Consider the following 18419-nt stretch of genomic DNA (forward strand, 5'->3'; position numbering starts at 1 on the left):
CCCCTGGACCGGTTCCCACTCTGTGACGCCCGATAGGCTCGGAGTCGTGAACCCAGTCAAGCCAGGCGAGACGCCACGAACGCCTTGGATCGTAGGGGTGTCCGGCGCCTCCGGCACCCCGTATGCCGCTGCCGTGCTGCGGGCGCTGCTGGATGCCGGTGAAAGCGTCGATCTCGTGGTGTCCCGCGCCTCCCGGCTCACCCTGCTGGACGAGACCGGAATCTCCTTCCGGGACGCCCACTGGCAGGCCGACCTGCGCGAATGGCTCTCCCGGGGCGCCGACGGCAAGCCGGGCACCTACTCCGTCGACATCGACGCCGTACGGCACTGGAGCGCCGGCGACCTGGCCGCCGGGCCCTCTTCGGGGTCGTACCCCACCAAGGGCATGCTCATCGTGCCCGCCTCGACGGCGAGCGTGGCCGGGGTCGCGCTCGGGCTGTCGAAGGACCTGCTGCAACGGGCGGCGAGCGTGACCCTCAAGGAGGGACGCAAGCTGATCGTGGCCGTGCGGGAGACCCCGCTGAACGGCCAGACCCTGCGCCACCTGGTCACCCTCGACGACGCGGGCGCGACGGTCGTGCCCGCCTCACCCGCCTTCTACGCGGGCGCGACGCACATCCAGGACCTGGTGGACTTCGTCGCCGGCCGCGTCCTCGACGCGGCCGGCGTGCCGCACCGGCTCTACCGCCGTTGGCAAGGTGAACTCGGCGGCGGTGCGCACCGCGACGGCTGAGCAGTACCCGAACCTCATCGGACTCAACGACAACTTCAGCGGAAGGCTTCGATCGCAATGGACGCGGTGGACAGGCAGCTCATCCAGGCCCTGAGGGAGAACGGCCGGGCCTCCTACGCGGAGCTGGGACGCCTCGTCGGACTGTCGGGACCCAGTGTCACCGACCGCATCAACCGGCTGGAGGCCGCCGGCGTCATCACCGGCTACCGGGCCACCGTCGACGCCGCCTCGCTCGGCCTGGGCGTGACCGCCCTGATCGGCATCTCACTCTCCGACGCCACCGACCACGAGGACGTGGCGCAGCGGCTGAAGGATCTCTCGGAGATCGAGGACTGCTGGTTCATCGCGGGCGACGACTCGTACATGCTCAAGGTGCGGGCGGCGGACGTCGACGGTCTGGAGAAGATGATCCGGCGGCTCAGCGGGATCGAGGGCGTCTCCCGGACACGTACGACGATCGTGCTCTCCACGAAGTGGGAGAACCGGGTCGGGGAGCTGCCCGAAGAGGAGTAGACCCGTAGTCGTACGGTTGGGACGTCGTCGTAGAAAGGTGTGGGCATGGATCTCGGGCTCAAGCGCGAGCTGGAGGAGAAGGTCAGGGCGGGTGAGCGCCTGACCCGTGAGGACGGCATCGCGCTGTACGAGTCGGACGACCTGGCCTGGCTCGGCGGCCTCGCGCACGAGGTGCGCACCCGCAAGAACGGCGACGTCGTGCACTTCAACGTCAATCGTCATCTCAACATGACGAACGTGTGCACGGCCTCCTGCGCGTACTGCTCCTTCCAGCGCAAGCCGGGGGAGAAGGACGCGTACACGATGCGGATCGAGGAGGCCGTGAAGCTCGCGAAGGCGATGGAGTCGGAGAACCTCACCGAGCTGCACATCGTCAACGGGCTGCACCCGAACCTGCCGTGGCGGTACTACCCGCGGTCGCTGCGCGAGCTGAAGGCGGCGCTGCCGGACGTCTCCCTGAAGGCCTTCACGGCGACGGAGATCCACCACTTCGAGACCATCTCGGGGATGAGCGCCTCGGAGATCCTCGACGAGCTGATCGACGCCGGCCTGGAGTCCCTCACCGGCGGTGGCGCCGAGATCTTCGACTGGGAGGTCCGGCAGCACATCGTGGACCACCGCACCCACTGGGAGGACTGGTCCCGGATCCACCGGCTCGCGCACGAGAAGGGTCTGAAGACCCCGTGCACGATGCTGTACGGGCACATCGAGGAGCCGCGTCACCGGGTGGACCACGTGCTGCGGTTGCGCGAGCTGCAGGACGAGACCGGCGGCTTCCAGGTCTTCATCCCGCTGCGGTACCAGCACGACTTCGTCGACATGCAGGACGGCAAGGTACGCAATCGCCTTCAGGCGCGGACGCAGATGGCGACGGGGGCCGAGGCGCTGAAGACCTTCGCCGTGTCGCGGCTGCTGTTCGACAACGTGCCGCACGTGAAGGTCTTCTGGGTCATGCACGGGGTGCAGACCGCGCAGCTGGCGCTGCAGCACGGTGCGGACGACATGGACGGGTCGGTCGTCGAGTACAAGATCACTCATGACGCGGACAACTACGGGACGCCGAACAAGCTGACGCGTGAGGATCTGCTGGATCTCATTCGTGATGCCGGGTTCCGGCCCGTGGAGCGGAACACGCGGTACGAGATCATTCGGGAGTACGCGGGGCCCGACCCCGAGCGGCGTGAGACGCCGCAGGCCATGCGGGTGTGATTGCGGCCTTCGGGGCGTGGGGGTTCTTCGCGCAGTTCCCCGCGCCCCTGGGGTGGGTACCCGGAGGGCATGGTTGCCATCGAGGCGCCCGAGGACGCCTACACCGCTGAACCGTTCGTTCCCGGGCGCGGCGGTCTTCCCGCCCTGCGGCGGGCCGCTGCCGAGTGCCGGGGGTGTCCGCTGCACCGGGACGCCACGCAGACCGTGTTCGGCGCGGGCGACGCGGATGCCCGGGTCATGCTCGTGGGGGAGCAGCCCGGGGATCAGGAGGACCGGCGGGGGAAGCCGTTCGTGGGGCCCGCCGGGCAGTTGCTGGACCGGGCCCTCGAGGAAGCCGGCATCGATCCCGCCGAGGCCTATGTCACCAACGCCGTGAAGCACTTCAAGTTCACGCAGTCCGAGCCCCGGAAACGGCGTATCCACAAGGCTCCCAGCCTGCGGGAGATGACCGCGTGCGGGCCCTGGCTGGCCGCCGAGCTCGCGGTCGTGGAGCCGGAGCTGATCGTCGTCCTGGGGGCGACCGCCGGGAAGGCGCTGCTCGGGTCCTCCTTCCGGGTCACCCGGGTGCGGGGGACGGTGCTGGAGGAGGAGATCCACGGGCGGCCGGAGCGGCTGGTGCCCACCGTGCACCCGTCGTCGGTGCTGCGGTCCGACGACCGGGAGGCGGCGTACCGGGGGCTGGTGTCGGATCTGAAGGTGGCGTCCGACGCCCTGTCGTAATAGCTACGATTGGTGCATGCCCCTTACCCTCACGCTCGAACCCGCCGTCACCCCCGCGCTGCGTGACGGTCTTCTCGATCTGTGGACCGATGTCTCCAACGCCGGGGGAGCCGTCGGATACGTGCCGCCGGTGACGCGCGAGGAGATTCGTCCCGCGCTCGTGCAGCACTTCGCGGCGATGGCGGACGGGCGGGTCAAGCTCCTCGTCGGGCACGACGAGGAGGGGCGGGTCGCGGCGACCGCGTTCCTGACCTTCAACACGCATCACCTCATGACGCACTGGCTGTGGCTGTACACGGTGATGGTGCACCCGAGGCACCAGGGCAAGGGCTGGGGACGGGACCTGCTGCACGCCGCCGCGGAGACGGCCCGGGCGATGGACGGGATCGAGGCGATCCGGCTGACCTGCCGGGGCGGCCTCGGTCTCGAGCGGTTCTACGCCTCCTGCGGCTACAAGGAGGTCGGGCGGATCCCCGGGGCGATCCGGGTGGCGCCCGGGGAGGACCGCGACGACGTGGTCATGCTGCTGTCCCTGGCCTGACCCCCCTGCAGGACCGGCCGCTCCGCGTGCTTCACTGGACGGTGCCCCTTTGGGTGTGTTCCGGCCGTTCGAAACGGAAGAGTGGATTGAGATGCTCCGCTACACGCTGATGCGCCTCGGAATCTTCGTGGGCTGCCTCGTGGTCGTCTGGGGCGCCGTCTACTCCGGCATCGCCCCGCGCGGGCTCGGCAACAGCAACGGGCTGTGGATCGTGGCCCTCGCCCTGCTCATCTCCGCACCGATCAGCCTGGTCGTGCTGCGCAAGGAGCGGGACCGGGCGTCCGTGCAGGTCGCGCAGCGCGTCGACCGGATGAAGGCGAACATGGAGGCCAGCCGCAGCCAGGAGGACGCCGCCGACGACACGGCCCGCACCCAGGGGCAGACCTCGTAGGGCTCCCTCCCCGGGCCCCGGCGGGGCCCGCGCGTGCTTGCAGCGCCCCGTTTCCGTACATGCTCGGAAACGGGGCGCTTTGTGTTGTATGGGTGTGTGTGCGTCGTCACCTGTCAAAGTCAGGCTTTGGGGTCCTCAAAGCTCTGGTGTTAAGGTCGTGGTATGAAGTCAGCAGTCGCGCCCCATTCGCCGCTGAGCGCTCCGCTCGTGGCGCGGCTGCACGTGGATCTCTGTCGGTGCGCGTCCGCTTTCTGTCGTTCCTGACGTAACGCAACCCCCCGTCGTCTCCCACGTCAGTCCCCCTACGCGTCCCCCCAACGGAGTCAGTCCGTGTCCTCACACACGAAGTCCTTCAAGGTGCCCTTCTGGGCCCAGATACTCGCCGGTCTCGTCCTGGGTGTGCTGCTCGGCTGGCTCGCCCGCAACCAGGACCTGGCCTGGCTGACCACGACACTGGAGAAGGTCGGCGACACCTTCATCGGGCTGCTGAAGCTCGCGGTCGCCCCGCTCGTCTTCTTCGCGATCCTCGTCTCGATCACCAACCTGCGGAAGGTCAACAACGCGGCCCGGCTGGCGTCGCGCACCCTCCTCTGGTTCATGATCACCTCACTGATCGCGGTCAGCATCGGCCTGGTCATCGGCCTGCTGACCAAACCCGGCTCCGGTACCGGCCTCACGCCCAAGGACGGCGGGAAGCCCGAGGAGACCGGCTCCTGGATCGACTTCCTCACGGGCATCGTCCCGACCGACGTCATCACGCCGTTCACCGAGCTGAACGTGCTGCAGATCGTCTTCATGGCCGCCGTCGCCGGTATCGCCGCGCTCCAGCTCGGTGAGAAGGCCCAGCCGATCCTCACCCTGAGCGAGTCCGTCCTCAGCCTGCTCCAGAAGGCGCTGTGGTGGGTCATCCGGCTCGCCCCGATCGGCACGATCGGCCTCATCGGCTACGCCATCGCCACCTACGGCTGGGACCTGATCGGCAAGTACGCGACGTTCACCGCCGACATCTACATCGGCTGCCTCATCGTGCTGTTCGGCGTCTACCCGACGCTGCTCGCCCTCGTCGCCAAGGTCAACCCGGTCCAGTTCTTCAAGGGCGCCTGGCCCGCGATCCAGCTGGCCTTCGTCTCCCGCTCCTCGGTCGGCACCATGCCGCTGACGCAGAAGGTCACCGAGCGGCTCGGCGTGCCGAAGGAGTACGCCTCCTTCGCCGTGCCGTTCGGCGCGACCACCAAGATGGACGGCTGCGCCGCGATCTACCCGGCCATCGCCGCGATCTTCGTCGCCCAGATCTTCGACATCCAGCTGGGCGTCGGCGACTACCTGCTGATCGCGTTCGTCTCGGTGGTCGGCTCCGCCGCCACCGCCGGTCTCACCGGTGCGACGGTCATGCTGACCCTCACCCTGTCCACCCTCGGCCTGCCGATGGAGGGCGTCGGTCTGCTCCTCGCGATCGACCCGATCCTGGACATGATCCGCACCGCGACCAACGTCGCCGGGCAGGCGCTGATCCCGGTCCTGGTCTCCGCCCGGGAGAACCTGCTCGACCGCGACGCGTACGCCACGGCCGACGGCTCCTCCCTGGACGAGCCGCTCGACGCGCCGCGCGACCGGACCGAACCGGTCACCGCGACCGCCTGACGGCGGCACGGGTCGCGCGGCTGCCCGACGTCAGTACGGCCGCACGTCCACGGGCCCCCTGAGCGGTCCTTGCCCGGATTACCGGGAGAGGGCCGTCCAGGGGGCCCGTACGCTAGCGCCATGGGTGCCGTGAAGACCAAGCGGATGCCGCGCGCGGTCCGTGAGCAGCAGATGCTGGACGCCGCCGTGCGGACCTTCGGGCAACGGGGCTACATGGCCGCGTCGATGGACGAGATCGCCGAACTCGCCGGCGTGTCCAAGCCGTTGGTCTACCTGTACCTCAACTCCAAGGAAGACCTCTTCACCGCCTGCATCCGCCGCGAGGCCAAGGCCCTCGTCGACGCGGTGCGGGCCGGGGTCCGCCGCGACCTGCCCGCCGACCGGCAGCTCTGGGAAGGGCTCGGCGCGTTCTTCGCCCACACCGGCGAGAACCCGGACGCGTGGTCGGTCCTGCACCTCCAGGCCCGTACGCACGGCGAACCGTTCGCCGCCGAGGTCACCGCGATGCGCGAGGAGATCGTCGCGTTCGTGACCCAGCTGATCCTCGCCGGTGCCCGCGAAGCCCTCCCCCAGGCTCTCGGCTGCGCTCGAGCAGGGAGGTCCCCCCGTGACCCCGACGTGCCCGAGCGCGAGGTCGCCGGGCTCGCCGAGGCCCTGGTCGGCGCCGCCGAGTCGCTCGCCGCGTGGGCCAACGCCACGCCGGGCGTCACCGCCCGCCAGGCCGCCGCCACGCTGATGAACTTCGCCTGGGCGGGACTCGGCGACCTCGTGGCGGGGCGGCCCTGGACGCCCCCGGAGGAGGAGCCGGGCCCTCACGTCGGGTAGACCTCCCCCGTCACATGGATCCGGTCCTGCGGGCCGCGCAGCTCGAACCGGCCGTCCTGCGCCGCGTACGTCACCGTCCCCGGCAGCAGGACCGGTGCCCGGAACTCCGCGCGCAGATGGCAGTGCTGGGGGGTGCCGTGCGCGGCGAGGCAGCGGGCCACGGTCCACATGCCGTGCGCGATGGCCCCGGGGAAGCCGAACAGCCGGGCCGTGAGCGGGTGCAGATGGATCGGGTTGCGGTCCCCGGAGGCGGCCCCGTAGCGGCGCCCGACGTCCCCGGCGAGCCGCCACTCGCAGACCGGGGGCGGCGGCTTGTGCGCCTCCGGCTCCCGGGGCGCCGAGCCCGGCCGGTCCGTGCGGTGCCGGGCCAAGTACGTGCTCGTCGACTCCCAGACGGCCGCGCCGCCGCGGCGCACCTCGGTGACGACCGTGGCCTGCGTGCCGCGCCGGTGCGGGACCAGCCCCTCGACGTGCACGGAGAGTTCGTACCTGCCGCCGGGCGGCATCCGCTCGTGCCGGGTGACGGTGAACGACGTGTGGACGAGGCCGAGCAGCGGCAGCGGGAAGCCCCGGCCGCTCATCAGCCGTATGGCCAGGGGGAATCCGAGCACGTGCGGATACGTCACCGGCAGCGCGTCCTCCCCGACGGGGAACCCGCAGACCCGCTCGTACGCCGCCAGCCGCGCGAGGTCGACGCGCACACCGGGCAGGACGAGCCGGGTGCGGGGGAACTGCGCGTCGGGTCGGGGGCGTTTGAAGGGGGACAGCAGGGCACCGCGGGCGAGGAGCGGCGCGAGGGAGGGCGGCCGGGTGAGGGTGAGAGCGGTGGGGCCGGTCATCACGCCCCCAGCAGGCTCTGGCCGCAGACGCGGACGACCTGGCCGTTGACCGCGCCCGAGGCCGGGTGCGCCAGCCAGGCGGTGGTCTCGGCGACGTCGGCCGGGAGGCCGCCCTGCGCGAGGGAGTTCATCCGACGGCCCGCCTCCCGGATGAACAGCGGGACGGCCGCCGTCATCTTCGTCTCGATGAAGCCGGGCGCGACCGCGTTGACCGTCACGCCGTGCTCGTCGAGCGCGCGCGGTGCCAGCGAGCGGACCATACCGATGACACCGGCCTTGCTCGCGCCGTAGTTGGTCTGGCCGGCGTTCCCGGCGATCCCCGCGATCGAGGCGGTGGCGACGATGCGGCCGCCGCGCTTCAGCGTCCCGTCCTTCAGCAGGGCGTCGGTGGTGCGCAGCACGCTTGCCAGGTTCACGTCGAGGACGGAGGCCCAGCGTTCGGCGGGCATGTTCACCAGGCGCCGGTCACGGGTGATGCCCGCGTTGTGGATCAGCACGTCCAGCCCGTCGGGCAGGGCCTCGGCGATCCGGGCGCCCGCGTCGGCGGCCGTCATGTCGAGCAGCAGCGCGGTGCCGCCGAGCCGGTCGGCGACGCGCCGGGCGTCCTGCCCGGCCTGCGGCACGTCGAGCACCACGACGTGCGTGCCGTCCCGCGCCAGGGTCTCGGCGACCGCTTCGCCGATGCCCCGGGCGGCGCCGGTGACCAGGGCGGTGCGGCCGGCCAGGGGGCGCTGCGGGTCGTGAGCGGCCGTCTCCCCCGGGGCGGCCGCCACCTCGACGACCTGCCCGCTCACATAGGCCGACCCGGGCGACAGCAGGAAGCGCAGCGTGGACTCCGCGGCGGCGGCGTCCGTGAGCCGGACCAGGTTCACCGTCCTGCCCCGGCCGATCTCCTTGCCGAGGGAACGCGTGAAGCCCTCCAGGGCCTGCTGGGCCGCGGCCTGGTGGTGGTCGGCGGGGTCGAGCGGTGCGCCGAGCACGACCACGCGGCCGCTCGCCGCGACGGACCGCAGGGCGGGGTGCAGGGTGGCGTGCACCTCCGCCAGGGCCTCGACGTCCCGCACCCCGGTCGCGTCCAGGACGACGGCGGCCGTGCGGCCGGAGCCGACGGGGCCTGGCCCGGTCCGGGCCAGGACCGGTGCGAGATCGAGGGCGGACCGGCCGGCGGTGAGGTGCAGCAGACCGCCGTCCAGGCCGGGCCGCTCGGGGGACCAGCGGGTCAGCGCCGCGGGCTGCGGCAGTCCCAGCCGGTGGGTGAGGAAGCGGCCCGGCGCGGTGGCGGTGAAGCGCAGATAGCGGTCGGCCATGGACGACTCCCGGTTTCCGAGGACGGTTCGCTGACGCCCCACTCCTGCTTACTCTGGAGTAAGGTTACCGGTGGTAAGGCTACGTCACGGGCGAGGAGCAGGTCGAGATGGGCCGGTCGAGATGAGCAGGTCGAGTCGAGCAGGTCGAGTCGAGCAGGTCGAGTCGAGCAGGTCGAGTCGAGCGGGTCGAGTCGAGCAGGTCGAGTCGAGTGGGTCGAGATGAGCTGGTCGAGATGAGTCCCCGGCAGCTTTCCCCGGTGGTGCGGCGCGTGGCGGTCATCGGCGGAGCGCGCATCCCCTTCGCCCGTTCCGACGGCCCCTACGCCACCGCCTCCAACCAGCAGATGCTCACCGCCGCCCTCGACGGCCTCGTCGAGCGCTACGGGCTCCAGGGGCCGGGCGCCGTCGGTGAGTTCGTCGCCGGGGCCGTGCTCAAGCACGCCCGCGACTTCAACCTCGCCCGCGAGACCGTCCTAAGCTCGCACCTCCACCCGAGCACCCCCGCCTACGACATCCAGCAGGCCTGCGGCACCGGCCTCCAGGCCGTCGTCGCCGCCGCCAACAAGATCGCCCTCGGCCAGACCGAGTCGGCCGTCGCGGGCGGCGCCGACACCGCCAGCGACGCGCCCCTCGGCGTCAACGACCGCCTGCGCCGCATCCTGCTGGAGGTCCGCCGGGCGAAGTCGCCCGGCGCCCGGCTGAAGGCCCTGGCGAAGGTGCGCCCGGGCCACCTCGTCCCCGACATCCCGCGCAACGCCGAGCCGCGCACCGGCCTGTCCATGGGAGAACACGCGGCCGTCACCGCCCGCGCCCGGGGCATCGCCCGCGAGGCGCAGGACGAACTCGCGGCCACCAGTCACCAGCGGCTGGCGGCGGCGTACGAACGCGGCTTCTTCCAGGACCTGGTGGTGCCCTTCCGCGGCCTGGCCCGCGACCAGAACCTGCGCCCCGGCTCGACGGTGGAAAAACTCGCCTCCCTGAAGCCGGTGTTCGGGCTCGACCACCCCGACCCCACCATGACCGCGGGGAATTCCACCCCGCTGACCGACGGCGCCGCGACCGTGCTGCTGGCGAGCGAGGAGTGGGCCCGCGCGCGCGGGCTGGAGCCGCTGGCGTACCTCACCGCGTACGAGACGGCGGCCGTCGACTTCGTCGGCGGTGACGTGGCCGGCGGCGAGGACGGACTGCTCATGGCGCCCGCGTACGCGGTCCCGCGCATGCTGGAGCGGGCCGGGCTCGCCCTGGACGACTTCGACCTCGTCGAGATCCACGAGGCGTTCGCCTCCCAGGTGCTGGCGACGCTCGCCGCCTGGGAGGAGCGGGGTCTCGGCACCGTGGACCGCGCCCGGCTGAACATCGCCGGCTCGTCCCTCGCCACCGGCCACCCCTTCGCCGCCACCGGCGCCCGCATCGTCGCCACCCTGGCCAAGCTCCTCGCCGAAAGGGACGCCCCCGCCCGCGGGCTGATCTCCGTCTGCGCGGCGGGCGGACAGGGGGTGACGGCCGTCCTGGAGCGCGCCTGAGGCCACCGGCACGCAGTACCTGACAGCCGCTCACGTAATCCCCGAGATTGCACAGGCCTGGCTCCGGACCATCCCCGAACCCGCACAAAGCCGCCACGTCAGCGCCGTACGATCCCGTTCCTACCGTCAGTAACCCCTTGCGGACGTCTCAGGGGGGATCGAGCCGGTTGAGCGCCTCGGCGTGCGAGGCACGTACGTCATGCAGCAAGCAGTCCTTCGCTGCACGCCCCAGGAGCCGCCCGTGTCCACTGCGTATCCCTCCTCCGCCTACGGCGACGCGTACGGGGGACCGAGGCTCGTCGAACCCGAAGTGCGGCGGATGGACGGGGCGGTACGGGAGGCCTCCGTACCGCCGCTGGCACCGCCGTGGGCCCACGGGTCGCTCGCCGACCTGCCGTTCGACAACGCGAGCGCGCACCCGGACTCCGTGGCACTCAGCCGCAAGGACGCCGAGGGCGACTGGGGCGACGTCACGGCGGCGCACTTCGCCGACCAGGTGCGGGCCGTGGCGAAGGGCCTGATCGCCGAGGGCCTCGTGCCGGGCGACCGGATCGCCGTGATGGCCCGCACCATCTACGAGTGGACCGTCCTGGACTTCGCCGCCTGGGCGGCCGGACTCGTCACCGTCCCCGTCTACCCCACCTCCTCCGTCTTCCAGGCCCGCTGGATCCTCCAGGACTCCGGCGCGGTCGCCCTGGTCACCGAGACCGCCTCGCAGGCCGCCGCCCTCGGCCCCGAGCGGGAACGCCTGCCCGACCTCAAGCACATGTGGGTCGTCGAGAAGGGCCACGTGGACCGGCTCGCGGAAGCCGGGGCACACCTGCCCGACCAGGAGGTCGAGGTACGGCGCGGCATGCTCGGCCCCGACACCCTCGCCACCCTCGTCTACACCTCGGGCACCACCGGCCGCCCCAAGGGCTGCGCCCTCACCCACGGCAACTTCTTCGCCGAGGTCGACAACGCCATCGAGCTGCTCTACCCCGTCTTCCGGGCCAGGACCAGTGAAGAGGCCTCGGTCCTGCTGTTCCTGCCGATGTCCCACGTCTTCGGCCGCATGGTGGCCATCGCCTGCATCCGGGCCCGCGTACGGCTCGGCCACGCCCCGAACCTCAAGGCCGACCACCTCCTCCCGGACCTCGCCGGCTTCCGGCCGACCTGCCTGCTGGCCATCCCGTACATGCTGGAGAAGGTCTTCAACTCGGCCCGCGCCAAAGCCGAGGCCGCCGGCCGGGCCTCGTCCTTCGACCGGGCGGTGGCGGTCGCGCAGCGCTACGGGGAGGCCCTGGCGGCGCAGCAGACCGGCACCGGCCCCGGCCCCACCCGCGCCCTGAAGACCGCCCGGGCCTTCTACGACCCCCTGGTCTACCGACGCATCCGCAACGCCATGGGCGGCAGGGTCCGCTACGCCATCTGCGGCGGCTCCCCGCTCGGCCACCGCCTCGCCGCCTTCTACGCCGGCGCCGGCATCGAGATCTTCGAGGGCTACGGCCTGACGGAGACCACCGGCGCGACCACCGTCACCCCGCCCCTGAAACCCCGGCTGGGCACCGTCGGCTGGCCACTGCCCGGCACCCGTGTCCGCATCGCCGCCGACGGGGAGATCCTGCTCGGCGGCGACCACGTGCTGCGCGGCTACTGGGACCCGCAGGCCGGCGGTGTCGTCCCCGCAGCCCCCGACGGCTGGCTCGCCACCGGCGACCTCGGCGAACTGGACGACGAGGGCTACCTGACGATCACCGGCCGCAAGAAGGAACTGCTCATCACCGCCGGCGGCAAGTCCGTCGCCCCCGCCCCGCTGGAGAACTGGCTGCGCTCGCACCCGCTGATCTCCCAGTGCCTCGTCCTGGGCGACGGCCGTCCCTTCGTCTCGGCACTGATCACCCTCGACCCGGACGGCATCACCCACTGGCGCCAGATGAACGGCAAACACCCCGTGCCCGCCACGCTCCTCGTCGACGACGAGGAACTGCGCGCCGTCCTGCAACGCGCGGTCGACGAGGCCAACAAGATGGTCTCCCGCCCGGAGTCCATCCGCCGCTTCGCCGTCCTCCCCGAGGACTTCACGGAGGAGGCCGGCCATCTGACCCCGTCGATGAAGCTCCGCCGGGAGGCCGTGCTGCGCGCGTTCGCCACGGAAGTAGAGGCTCTGTACGTCCGGTGATTCACCTTTGCGATGTCTTCACACGTGGTTCTTGACGACGCACGGCGTCTGCCCGTTGGCTTTCGACCATCTCGTCACGATGCTCCCCCATCGGAAGGCACACCAGTGATACCGCGTAACACCCGCCAGGCCGCCGTGCGGCGCATCTCCATCGCCCTGGCGGTCTCCGTATCGGCCCTGTCCCTCGCCGCCTGTGGCGACGGCGGGAGTGACGACGCCGCCGCCAAGAAGGGCAACGACATCACGGTGGGCCTGCTGCTGCCCGACCGGGAAACGGCACGCTTCGAGAAGTTCGACTACCCGCTGATCAAGAAGGAGGTCGCCGACCTCACGGCGGACAAGGGCACGGTCCGCTACGCCAACGCCGAGTCCAGCGTGACCAGACAGAGCGAGCAGTTCCAGAAGATGATCGCCGACAAGGTGGACGTCATCCTCGTCGACGCCCTGAACTCCAAGGCCGTCGCCAAGGACGTGCAGAAGGCGAAGGACGCGAACATCCCGGTCATCGCCTACGACCGGCTCGCCGAGGGCCCCATCGACGCCTACGTGTCGCACGACAACGAACTCGTCGGCCAGGTCCAGGGCCGCGCCATCATGGGGGAACTCGGCGACAAGGCCCAGAAGAGCAAGGTCGTCATGATGAACGGCGACCCCGGGGACCCCAACACCGCCCGTTTCAAGGACGGCGCTCTCAGCGAACTGCAGGGCCAGGTCGACATCGTCGCGCAGTACGACACCAAGGAGTGGAAGCCCGCGATCGCCAAGGCCAACATGAAGAAGGCGATCCAGAAGACCGGGCTGAACAACATCGCCGCCGTCTACTCGGCAAACGACGGCATGGCGGGCGCCGTCATCGAGGCACTGCAGGAGGCAGGAGCCTCCAAGATGCCGCCGGTCACCGGCCAGGACGCCAACCTCGACGCGGTGCAGCGGGTCGTGTCCGGCGAGCAGTACATGACCGTGTACAAGTCCTTCCTGCTGGAGGCGACCAACGCCGCGAAGATCGCCGTCGCCAAGGTCCAGGGCCGGGCGATCGAGTTCGCCGCGCTGACCCGGGAGACCGTCGACAGCCCGACGCAGAAGAACATCCCGGCGATGCTGGTCCCGGTGGTCGCTCTCACCAAGGACAACATCAAGGAGACGGTCATCACCGACGGCGTGTACACCGTCAAGGACATCTGCACCTCCGCGTACAAGGCGGACTGCGCGGCCATCGGCCTGGAGTAGCGGACACGGCGGTGCGGGTCGCGCGGGCGCCACGGCGCGGTGGCGGATCACGGGGTGCTGCGACAGGCCGGCTGGTTCTCGTCGCGCGGTGGGGGCCGCACGGGTCTTGACTTCGCAAGGGCCGCGCGCGACATTCCCCACCCCTTTCGCGTTCTCGCCGGGCTGGAGCGGCCATGACCACACGCACGGACACCCCGGGCACCGCCGGATCCCCGTCCCGAAGACGACTGCTGGCCGGTGCCGCCGGCGCCGGCCTCGCGGTCGCCACGGGAGTCCACCAGGGCGCCCGGGCGGCCGACTTACCCCCGCTCGGCACGTACGACGTCGTCGTCATCGGCTCCGGCGCCGCCGGCATGACCGCGGCGCTGACGGCGGCCCGCCAGGGACTGAGCTGCGTCGTCGTGGAGAAGGCCCCGACCTTCGGCGGCTCGGCCGCCCGCTCGGGCGCCGGGATCTGGATCCCCGACAACTCGGTGCTCCGCGCCGCCGGGGTCCCGGACACCCCCGAAAAGGCCGCCGCCTACCTCGCCGCGGTCGTCGGCCCGGACGTGCCCGCCGACCGGCAGCGGGCCTTCCTGACCCACGGGCCGCCGATGATCTCCTTCGTCATGGCCAACAGCCCGCTGCGGTTCCGCTGGATGGAGGGTTACAGCGACTACTACCCCGAACTGCCCGGCGGCCTGCCGGGAGGCCGCTCCATCGAACCGGACCAGCTCGACGGCAACCTCCTGGGCGCCGAACTGGCGCACCTCAACCCGCCGTACATGGACGTGCCCGCCGGCATGGTCGTCTTCAGCGCCGACTACAAATGGATCGCCCTGGCCGCCGTGAACGCACGGGGCGCGGCCGTCGCCGCCCAGTGCCTCGCTCGCGGCGTGAAGGCGGCGACGCTCGGCCAGAAGCCCCTGACGATGGGCCAGGCACTGGCGGCGGGCCTGCGCGCCGGCCTGCGCTCGGCGGGGGTACCGGTCTGGCTGAACACGCCCCTGACGGACCTGCACCCCGAGAACGGCACGGTGACCGGCGCGGTCGTCACCCGCGACGGCGCCCCGGGCCTGGTCCGTGCCCGCCGGGGCGTGATCGTCGGCTCGGGCGGCTTCGAGCACAACGCGGCGATGCGGCAGCGCTTCCAGCGGCAGCCCATCGGCACGGAGTGGACCGTCGGCGCGAAGGAGAACACCGGCGACGGCATCCGGGCGGGCGAGCGGCTGGGCGCGGCGCTCGACCTGATGGACGACGCCTGGTGGGGCCCGGCGATCCCCGTCCCCGGACAGCCGTACTTCTGCCTCGCCGAACGCACCTTGCCCGGCGGGCTGCTGGTGAACGGCTCCGGCAGGCGCTTCGTCAACGAGGCCGCCCCCTACAGCGACGTCGTGCACACCATGTACGACGTCCACGACACCGACCCGGCCATCCCGTGCTGGCTCGTCGTCGACCAGAACTACCGCAACCGGTACCTCTTCAAGGACGTCCTGCCGACCCTGCCCTTCCCCGACTCCTGGTACGCCTCGGGGGCCGCGCACAAGGAGTGGACCCTGGACGCGCTCGCGGCCTCGATCGGCGTGCCCGCGGCGGCCCTGCGCACCAGCGTGAACCGCTTCAACGCCCAGGCGCGCCAAGGCGTGGACCCCGACTTCCACCGGGGCGACAGCGCCTACGACCACTACTACACGGACCCGTCCGTCCACCCCAACTCCTGCCTGGCACCCCTCTGGCTCCCCCCGTACCACGCGTTCCGCATCGTCCCCGGCGACCTCGGCACCAAGGGCGGCCTGCGCACGGACGCCCGGGCGCGGGTGCTGCGGGAGGACGGCTCGGTGATCCCGGGCCTGTACGCGGCGGGGAACGCCAGCGCGGCCGTGATGGGCCACAGCTACGCGGGCGCGGGGTCGACGATCGGCCCGGCGATGACGTTCGGGTACATCGCGGCGAGGGATGTGGCGGGGGTGCTGTAGCGCTTCTTGTGTGCTGGATGGGGGAGGTGGGGGAGGGGGGCGGCTCCGGGGCTGTGTGTGAGCCGGCCGTGGAGCGGAGTGGCGGGGGAGGGGTGGCAGGGGCGGAGGGGGTGGAGGTGTGGGAAGGGGTGATCGAGGGCTGGGTGTGAGCCGGTCCCGGTGCGCCTGGGGGCATCCGGGCCGGTCACGGGGCCGCCCGGGGCGTCGCGCGTGGGGCTGCGGCGAGGCGCCGGGCGGCTTGCCCCCGGTCGTTCTCCTCGGGAGACACCCCGCGCCGCTTCACTCCGCAGGCGCACCACCGCGGTTTACTCCGCAGGCCCACCACCGCGGGTCACTCCGCAGGCCCACTGCCCACCTACCTCGCCGCCCTACTCCGCAGGCGTACCCCGCTTGTCCTACGCGGCCCGTCCTACCCCGCCGGTTTGCGGGCGACGAGGCTCGCCTGTGCGACCGGCTCGCCCCGTTCCTCGTCCGGCTCCCGCACCGTCGTGGCGCGCAGGGAGAACCCGGCGGCACGCAGCAGTCCGGCCACCTGCTCCGGCCGGCGCCGCAGGAAGGTCAGGGGGACGGCGTGGCCGAAGGCCTCCTCGTAGCGGCGGGGCTCGTCACCGCACTGGAAACCGAGGAGCAGATGGCCGCCGGGCCGCAGCACGCGGTGGAAACCGGCGAAGAGGGCGGGCAGATGCTCCTCGGGCGTGTGGATGATCGAGTACCAGGACACGACACCGTCGAGCGAGCCGTCCGGCAGGTCCAGCTCCAGCATCGAGCCCCGCACGAACCGCAGCCCCGGATGCTCGCGCCGGGCGATCGCCAGCATCGACTCCGACAGATCGAGGCCGAACACCGACAACCCCCGGGACGCGAGGTACGCCGTGACCCGCCCCGGCCCGCAGCCCAGGTCGGCGACCTCGCCGCCCTCACCCACGAGCTCCGTGAAGCCGTGCAGCACGCCCCGGTCCAGGGGCGGCCCCGGGCGCAGATCACCGAACCGGACGGCGTACTCCTCGGCGACGGTGTCGTAGAAGGTGCGGGTCTCGGTCACGAAGTCGGGGGTCTCGGTCACGGAGTCGGGGGTCTCGGTCATGGCCGGAGACCCTAGCGCGGTGCTTCCCCCGGGGCGGCTCCTCCCGGCGCCGACCGAGACCGTGGAAGACGGTCATGCCGAGTACGGGTGTCCTACGGCCGGAATTCGCCGAGAATTCATCATGCGGAAGGGCCCGGAAAGGGCAGGAGCCCCGTCGCCTTTCGGCGCGGGGCTCCTTGGGTACTACAAATCAGACCGGCGTGACGTTCTCAGCCTGCGGGCCCTTCGGACCCTGCGTGACGTCGAAAGACACCTGCTGGTTCTCCTCGAGCGAGCGGAAGCCGCTCGCGTTGATCGCGGAGTAGTGGACGAAGACGTCGGGGCCGCCGCCCTCCTGGGCGATGAAACCAAAGCCCTTTTCGGCGTTGAACCACTTCACGGTTCCGGTAGCCATAAGCCCTCCTTGGGCTCAAAAAGGGTTGCCCTGCTCCAGAACCAGCAAGTGTGAAGATGAATTCTGCACAAGTGCATATGTCTGAGAATGACGAGAGCCCGCGGTCACATGCTCCGCAGGCTCTGTACTGCAAGGGAAACCAAACTGCAACTTGCGATGAGCCTAGCACGCAGGCCGTGGAATGCAATAGGGGTCAAGATCACGTCACCCGAATGTTTGAACATCCCTCGGCCGACTGGCGGTGCGGGCCTCCATCGGCGGCCACGCCCCGGTCCCGGGGGTGCGCGCAGGCCGATCCCGGGGGTGCGCGCCGATTCGTACGCCATGAGGGCTAGCCTCACGATGTGGACAATCCTCGCACCCGGCCGCGCGTCGGCCACATCCAGTTCCTGAACTGCCTGCCCCTGTACTGGGGGCTCGCGAGAACGGGCACGCTCCTCGACTTCGAGCTCTCCAAGGACACCCCCGAGAAGCTCAGCGAGAAGCTGGTGCAGGGCGAACTCGACATCGGTCCGATCACTCTCGTCGAGTTCCTCAAGCACGCGGACGACCTGGTCGCCTTCCCCGACATCGCCGTCGGCTGCGACGGTCCGGTGATGTCGTGCGTGATCGTCTCGCAGGTCCCCCTCGACCAGCTGGACCGCGCCCGCGTCGCCCTCGGCTCGACCTCCCGCACCTCCGTGCGCCTCGCCCAGCTGCTCCTCGCCGAGCGCTACGGCGTCCAGCCGGACTACTACACCTGCCCGCCCGACCTGAGCCTGATGATGCGGGAGGCCGACGCCGCCGTCCTCATCGGTGACGCGGCGCTGCGCGCCAACATGCTCGACGGGCCGCGCTTCGGCCTGGACGTGCACGACCTCGGCACGCTCTGGAAGGAGTGGACGGGCCTGCCGTTCGTCTTCGCGGTCTGGGCGGCCCGTCGCGACTACCTGGAGCGCGAGCCGGTCATCACCCGCCGGGTGCACGAGGCCTTCCTCGACTCTCGCAACCTCTCCCTGGAGGAGGTGGCCAAGGTCGCCGAGCAGGCCGCCCGCTGGGAAGCCTTCGACGAGGGGACCCTGGCCCGTTACTTCACGACCCTCGACTTCCGCTTCGGCGGCCCGCAGCTGGCGGCGGTCGCCGAGTTCGCGCGGCGGGTCGGCCCGACGACCGGCTTCCCGGCGGACGTGAAGGTGAACCTGCTCCAGCCGTGAGCCGGGCGGCGCCCTCGCACTACTCGGGCGGGCGTTGCCCCGCACTACTCGGGCGGGCGGTGCCCCGCACTACTCGGGCGGGCGGTGCCCCGCACTACTCGGGCGGGCGTGCCCCGCACTACTCGGGCGGGCGGTGCCCCGCACTACTCTGCTGGGAGCGCAG

The 18419-nt window shown here is 71.3% G+C and carries 17 protein-coding genes and 1 pseudogene; 14 read left to right on the forward strand and 4 right to left on the reverse strand.

The window, feature by feature from the left end:
* Window positions 1-46: 46 nt before the first annotated feature.
* From ACIQU3_RS00345 to ACIQU3_RS00385, 9 genes and pseudogenes are all read left to right on the forward strand, one after another.
* Window positions 47-733 (forward strand): UbiX family flavin prenyltransferase, encoded by a 687-nt coding sequence (locus tag ACIQU3_RS00345; protein WP_403723916.1) that lies wholly within the window; start codon window positions 47-49, stop codon window positions 731-733.
* A gap of 57 nt (window positions 734-790) precedes the next feature.
* Window positions 791-1246 carry an Lrp/AsnC family transcriptional regulator gene (locus tag ACIQU3_RS00350; RefSeq protein ID WP_033314055.1) on the forward strand — a complete coding sequence of 152 codons (456 nt, stop codon included), beginning with the start codon at window positions 791-793 and terminating at the stop codon, window positions 1244-1246.
* 45 nt (window positions 1247-1291) lie between these two features.
* On the forward strand, window positions 1292-2455 hold the full coding sequence (mqnE, locus tag ACIQU3_RS00355) for an aminofutalosine synthase MqnE (protein WP_403723919.1): 1164 nt from the start codon (window positions 1292-1294) through the stop codon (window positions 2453-2455).
* 69 nt (window positions 2456-2524) lie between these two features.
* Window positions 2525-3175: a UdgX family uracil-DNA binding protein gene (locus tag ACIQU3_RS00360; protein ID WP_403922874.1), complete on the forward strand. Its 651-nt coding sequence runs from the start codon at window positions 2525-2527 to the stop codon at window positions 3173-3175.
* Window positions 3176-3191: 16 nt separating this feature from the next.
* Window positions 3192-3716, forward strand: a complete 525-nt coding sequence (locus tag ACIQU3_RS00365) for a GNAT family N-acetyltransferase (protein WP_403723926.1) — start codon at window positions 3192-3194, stop codon at window positions 3714-3716.
* Between the two features lie 91 nt (window positions 3717-3807).
* Window positions 3808-4107, forward strand: coding sequence for a DUF4229 domain-containing protein (locus ACIQU3_RS00370; RefSeq protein WP_403723929.1), 300 nt, complete (start codon window positions 3808-3810; stop codon window positions 4105-4107).
* Between the two features lie 204 nt (window positions 4108-4311).
* Window positions 4312-4371, forward strand: a pseudogene (locus ACIQU3_RS00375) (putative leader peptide); the annotation flags it as partial.
* Between the two features lie 66 nt (window positions 4372-4437).
* Window positions 4438-5748 (forward strand): dicarboxylate/amino acid:cation symporter, encoded by a 1311-nt coding sequence (locus ACIQU3_RS00380; protein ID WP_403922875.1) that lies wholly within the window; start codon window positions 4438-4440, stop codon window positions 5746-5748.
* Between the two features lie 120 nt (window positions 5749-5868).
* Window positions 5869-6573, forward strand: coding sequence for a TetR/AcrR family transcriptional regulator (locus ACIQU3_RS00385; RefSeq protein ID WP_403922877.1), 705 nt, complete (start codon window positions 5869-5871; stop codon window positions 6571-6573).
* Here the strand turns inward: ACIQU3_RS00385 and ACIQU3_RS00390 are convergent.
* Together ACIQU3_RS00390 and ACIQU3_RS00395 are read right to left on the reverse strand one after the other, a co-directional pair.
* Entirely contained in the window at window positions 6561-7412 is an 852-nt protein-coding gene (locus ACIQU3_RS00390; protein ID WP_403922878.1) for a MaoC family dehydratase, read from the reverse strand. The two genes, ACIQU3_RS00385 and ACIQU3_RS00390, sit on opposite strands and share 13 nt — an antisense overlap.
* Window positions 7412-8719 (reverse strand): 3-oxoacyl-ACP reductase, encoded by a 1308-nt coding sequence (locus tag ACIQU3_RS00395; RefSeq protein WP_403922880.1) that lies wholly within the window; start codon window positions 8717-8719, stop codon window positions 7412-7414. Before ACIQU3_RS00395 ends, ACIQU3_RS00390 begins: the two co-directional genes overlap by 1 nt.
* Before the next feature lie 233 nt (window positions 8720-8952).
* On the opposite strand from ACIQU3_RS00395, the gene ACIQU3_RS00400 reads away from it, so the two are divergent.
* The 4 genes from ACIQU3_RS00400 to kstD all read left to right on the forward strand — a co-directional run bounded on the left by ACIQU3_RS00400 (window position 8953) and on the right by kstD (window position 15585).
* Complete coding sequence (locus tag ACIQU3_RS00400) at window positions 8953-10242, forward strand: acetyl-CoA C-acetyltransferase (protein WP_403922882.1); 1290 nt, start codon at window positions 8953-8955, stop codon at window positions 10240-10242.
* A 241-nt stretch (window positions 10243-10483) separates the two neighbouring features.
* Window positions 10484-12403 (forward strand): AMP-dependent synthetase/ligase, encoded by a 1920-nt coding sequence (locus tag ACIQU3_RS00405; protein ID WP_403922884.1) that lies wholly within the window; start codon window positions 10484-10486, stop codon window positions 12401-12403.
* Window positions 12404-12508: 105 nt separating this feature from the next.
* Window positions 12509-13630 (forward strand): sugar ABC transporter substrate-binding protein, encoded by a 1122-nt coding sequence (locus tag ACIQU3_RS00410; protein ID WP_403723950.1) that lies wholly within the window; start codon window positions 12509-12511, stop codon window positions 13628-13630.
* 173 nt (window positions 13631-13803) lie between these two features.
* On the forward strand, window positions 13804-15585 hold the full coding sequence (kstD, locus tag ACIQU3_RS00415; RefSeq protein ID WP_403723953.1) for a 3-oxosteroid 1-dehydrogenase: 1782 nt from the start codon (window positions 13804-13806) through the stop codon (window positions 15583-15585).
* 409 nt (window positions 15586-15994) lie between these two features.
* Here kstD and ACIQU3_RS00420 read toward each other — a convergent pair whose 3' ends face one another.
* Window positions 15995-16669 carry a class I SAM-dependent methyltransferase gene (locus tag ACIQU3_RS00420; RefSeq protein WP_403723956.1) on the reverse strand — a complete coding sequence of 225 codons (675 nt, stop codon included), beginning with the start codon at window positions 16667-16669 and terminating at the stop codon, window positions 15995-15997.
* A gap of 190 nt (window positions 16670-16859) precedes the next feature.
* Window positions 16860-17063 (reverse strand): cold-shock protein, encoded by a 204-nt coding sequence (locus tag ACIQU3_RS00425; RefSeq protein WP_003992177.1) that lies wholly within the window; start codon window positions 17061-17063, stop codon window positions 16860-16862.
* Between the two features lie 344 nt (window positions 17064-17407).
* On the opposite strand from ACIQU3_RS00425, the gene ACIQU3_RS00430 reads away from it, so the two are divergent.
* Complete coding sequence (locus ACIQU3_RS00430) at window positions 17408-18256, forward strand: menaquinone biosynthetic enzyme MqnA/MqnD family protein (RefSeq protein WP_403922886.1); 849 nt, start codon at window positions 17408-17410, stop codon at window positions 18254-18256.
* The last annotated feature ends 163 nt before the right edge of the window (window positions 18257-18419 follow it).

The organism is Streptomyces sp. NPDC101110 (genome assembly GCF_044759525.1).
Classification (GTDB): domain Bacteria; phylum Actinomycetota; class Actinomycetes; order Streptomycetales; family Streptomycetaceae; genus Streptomyces.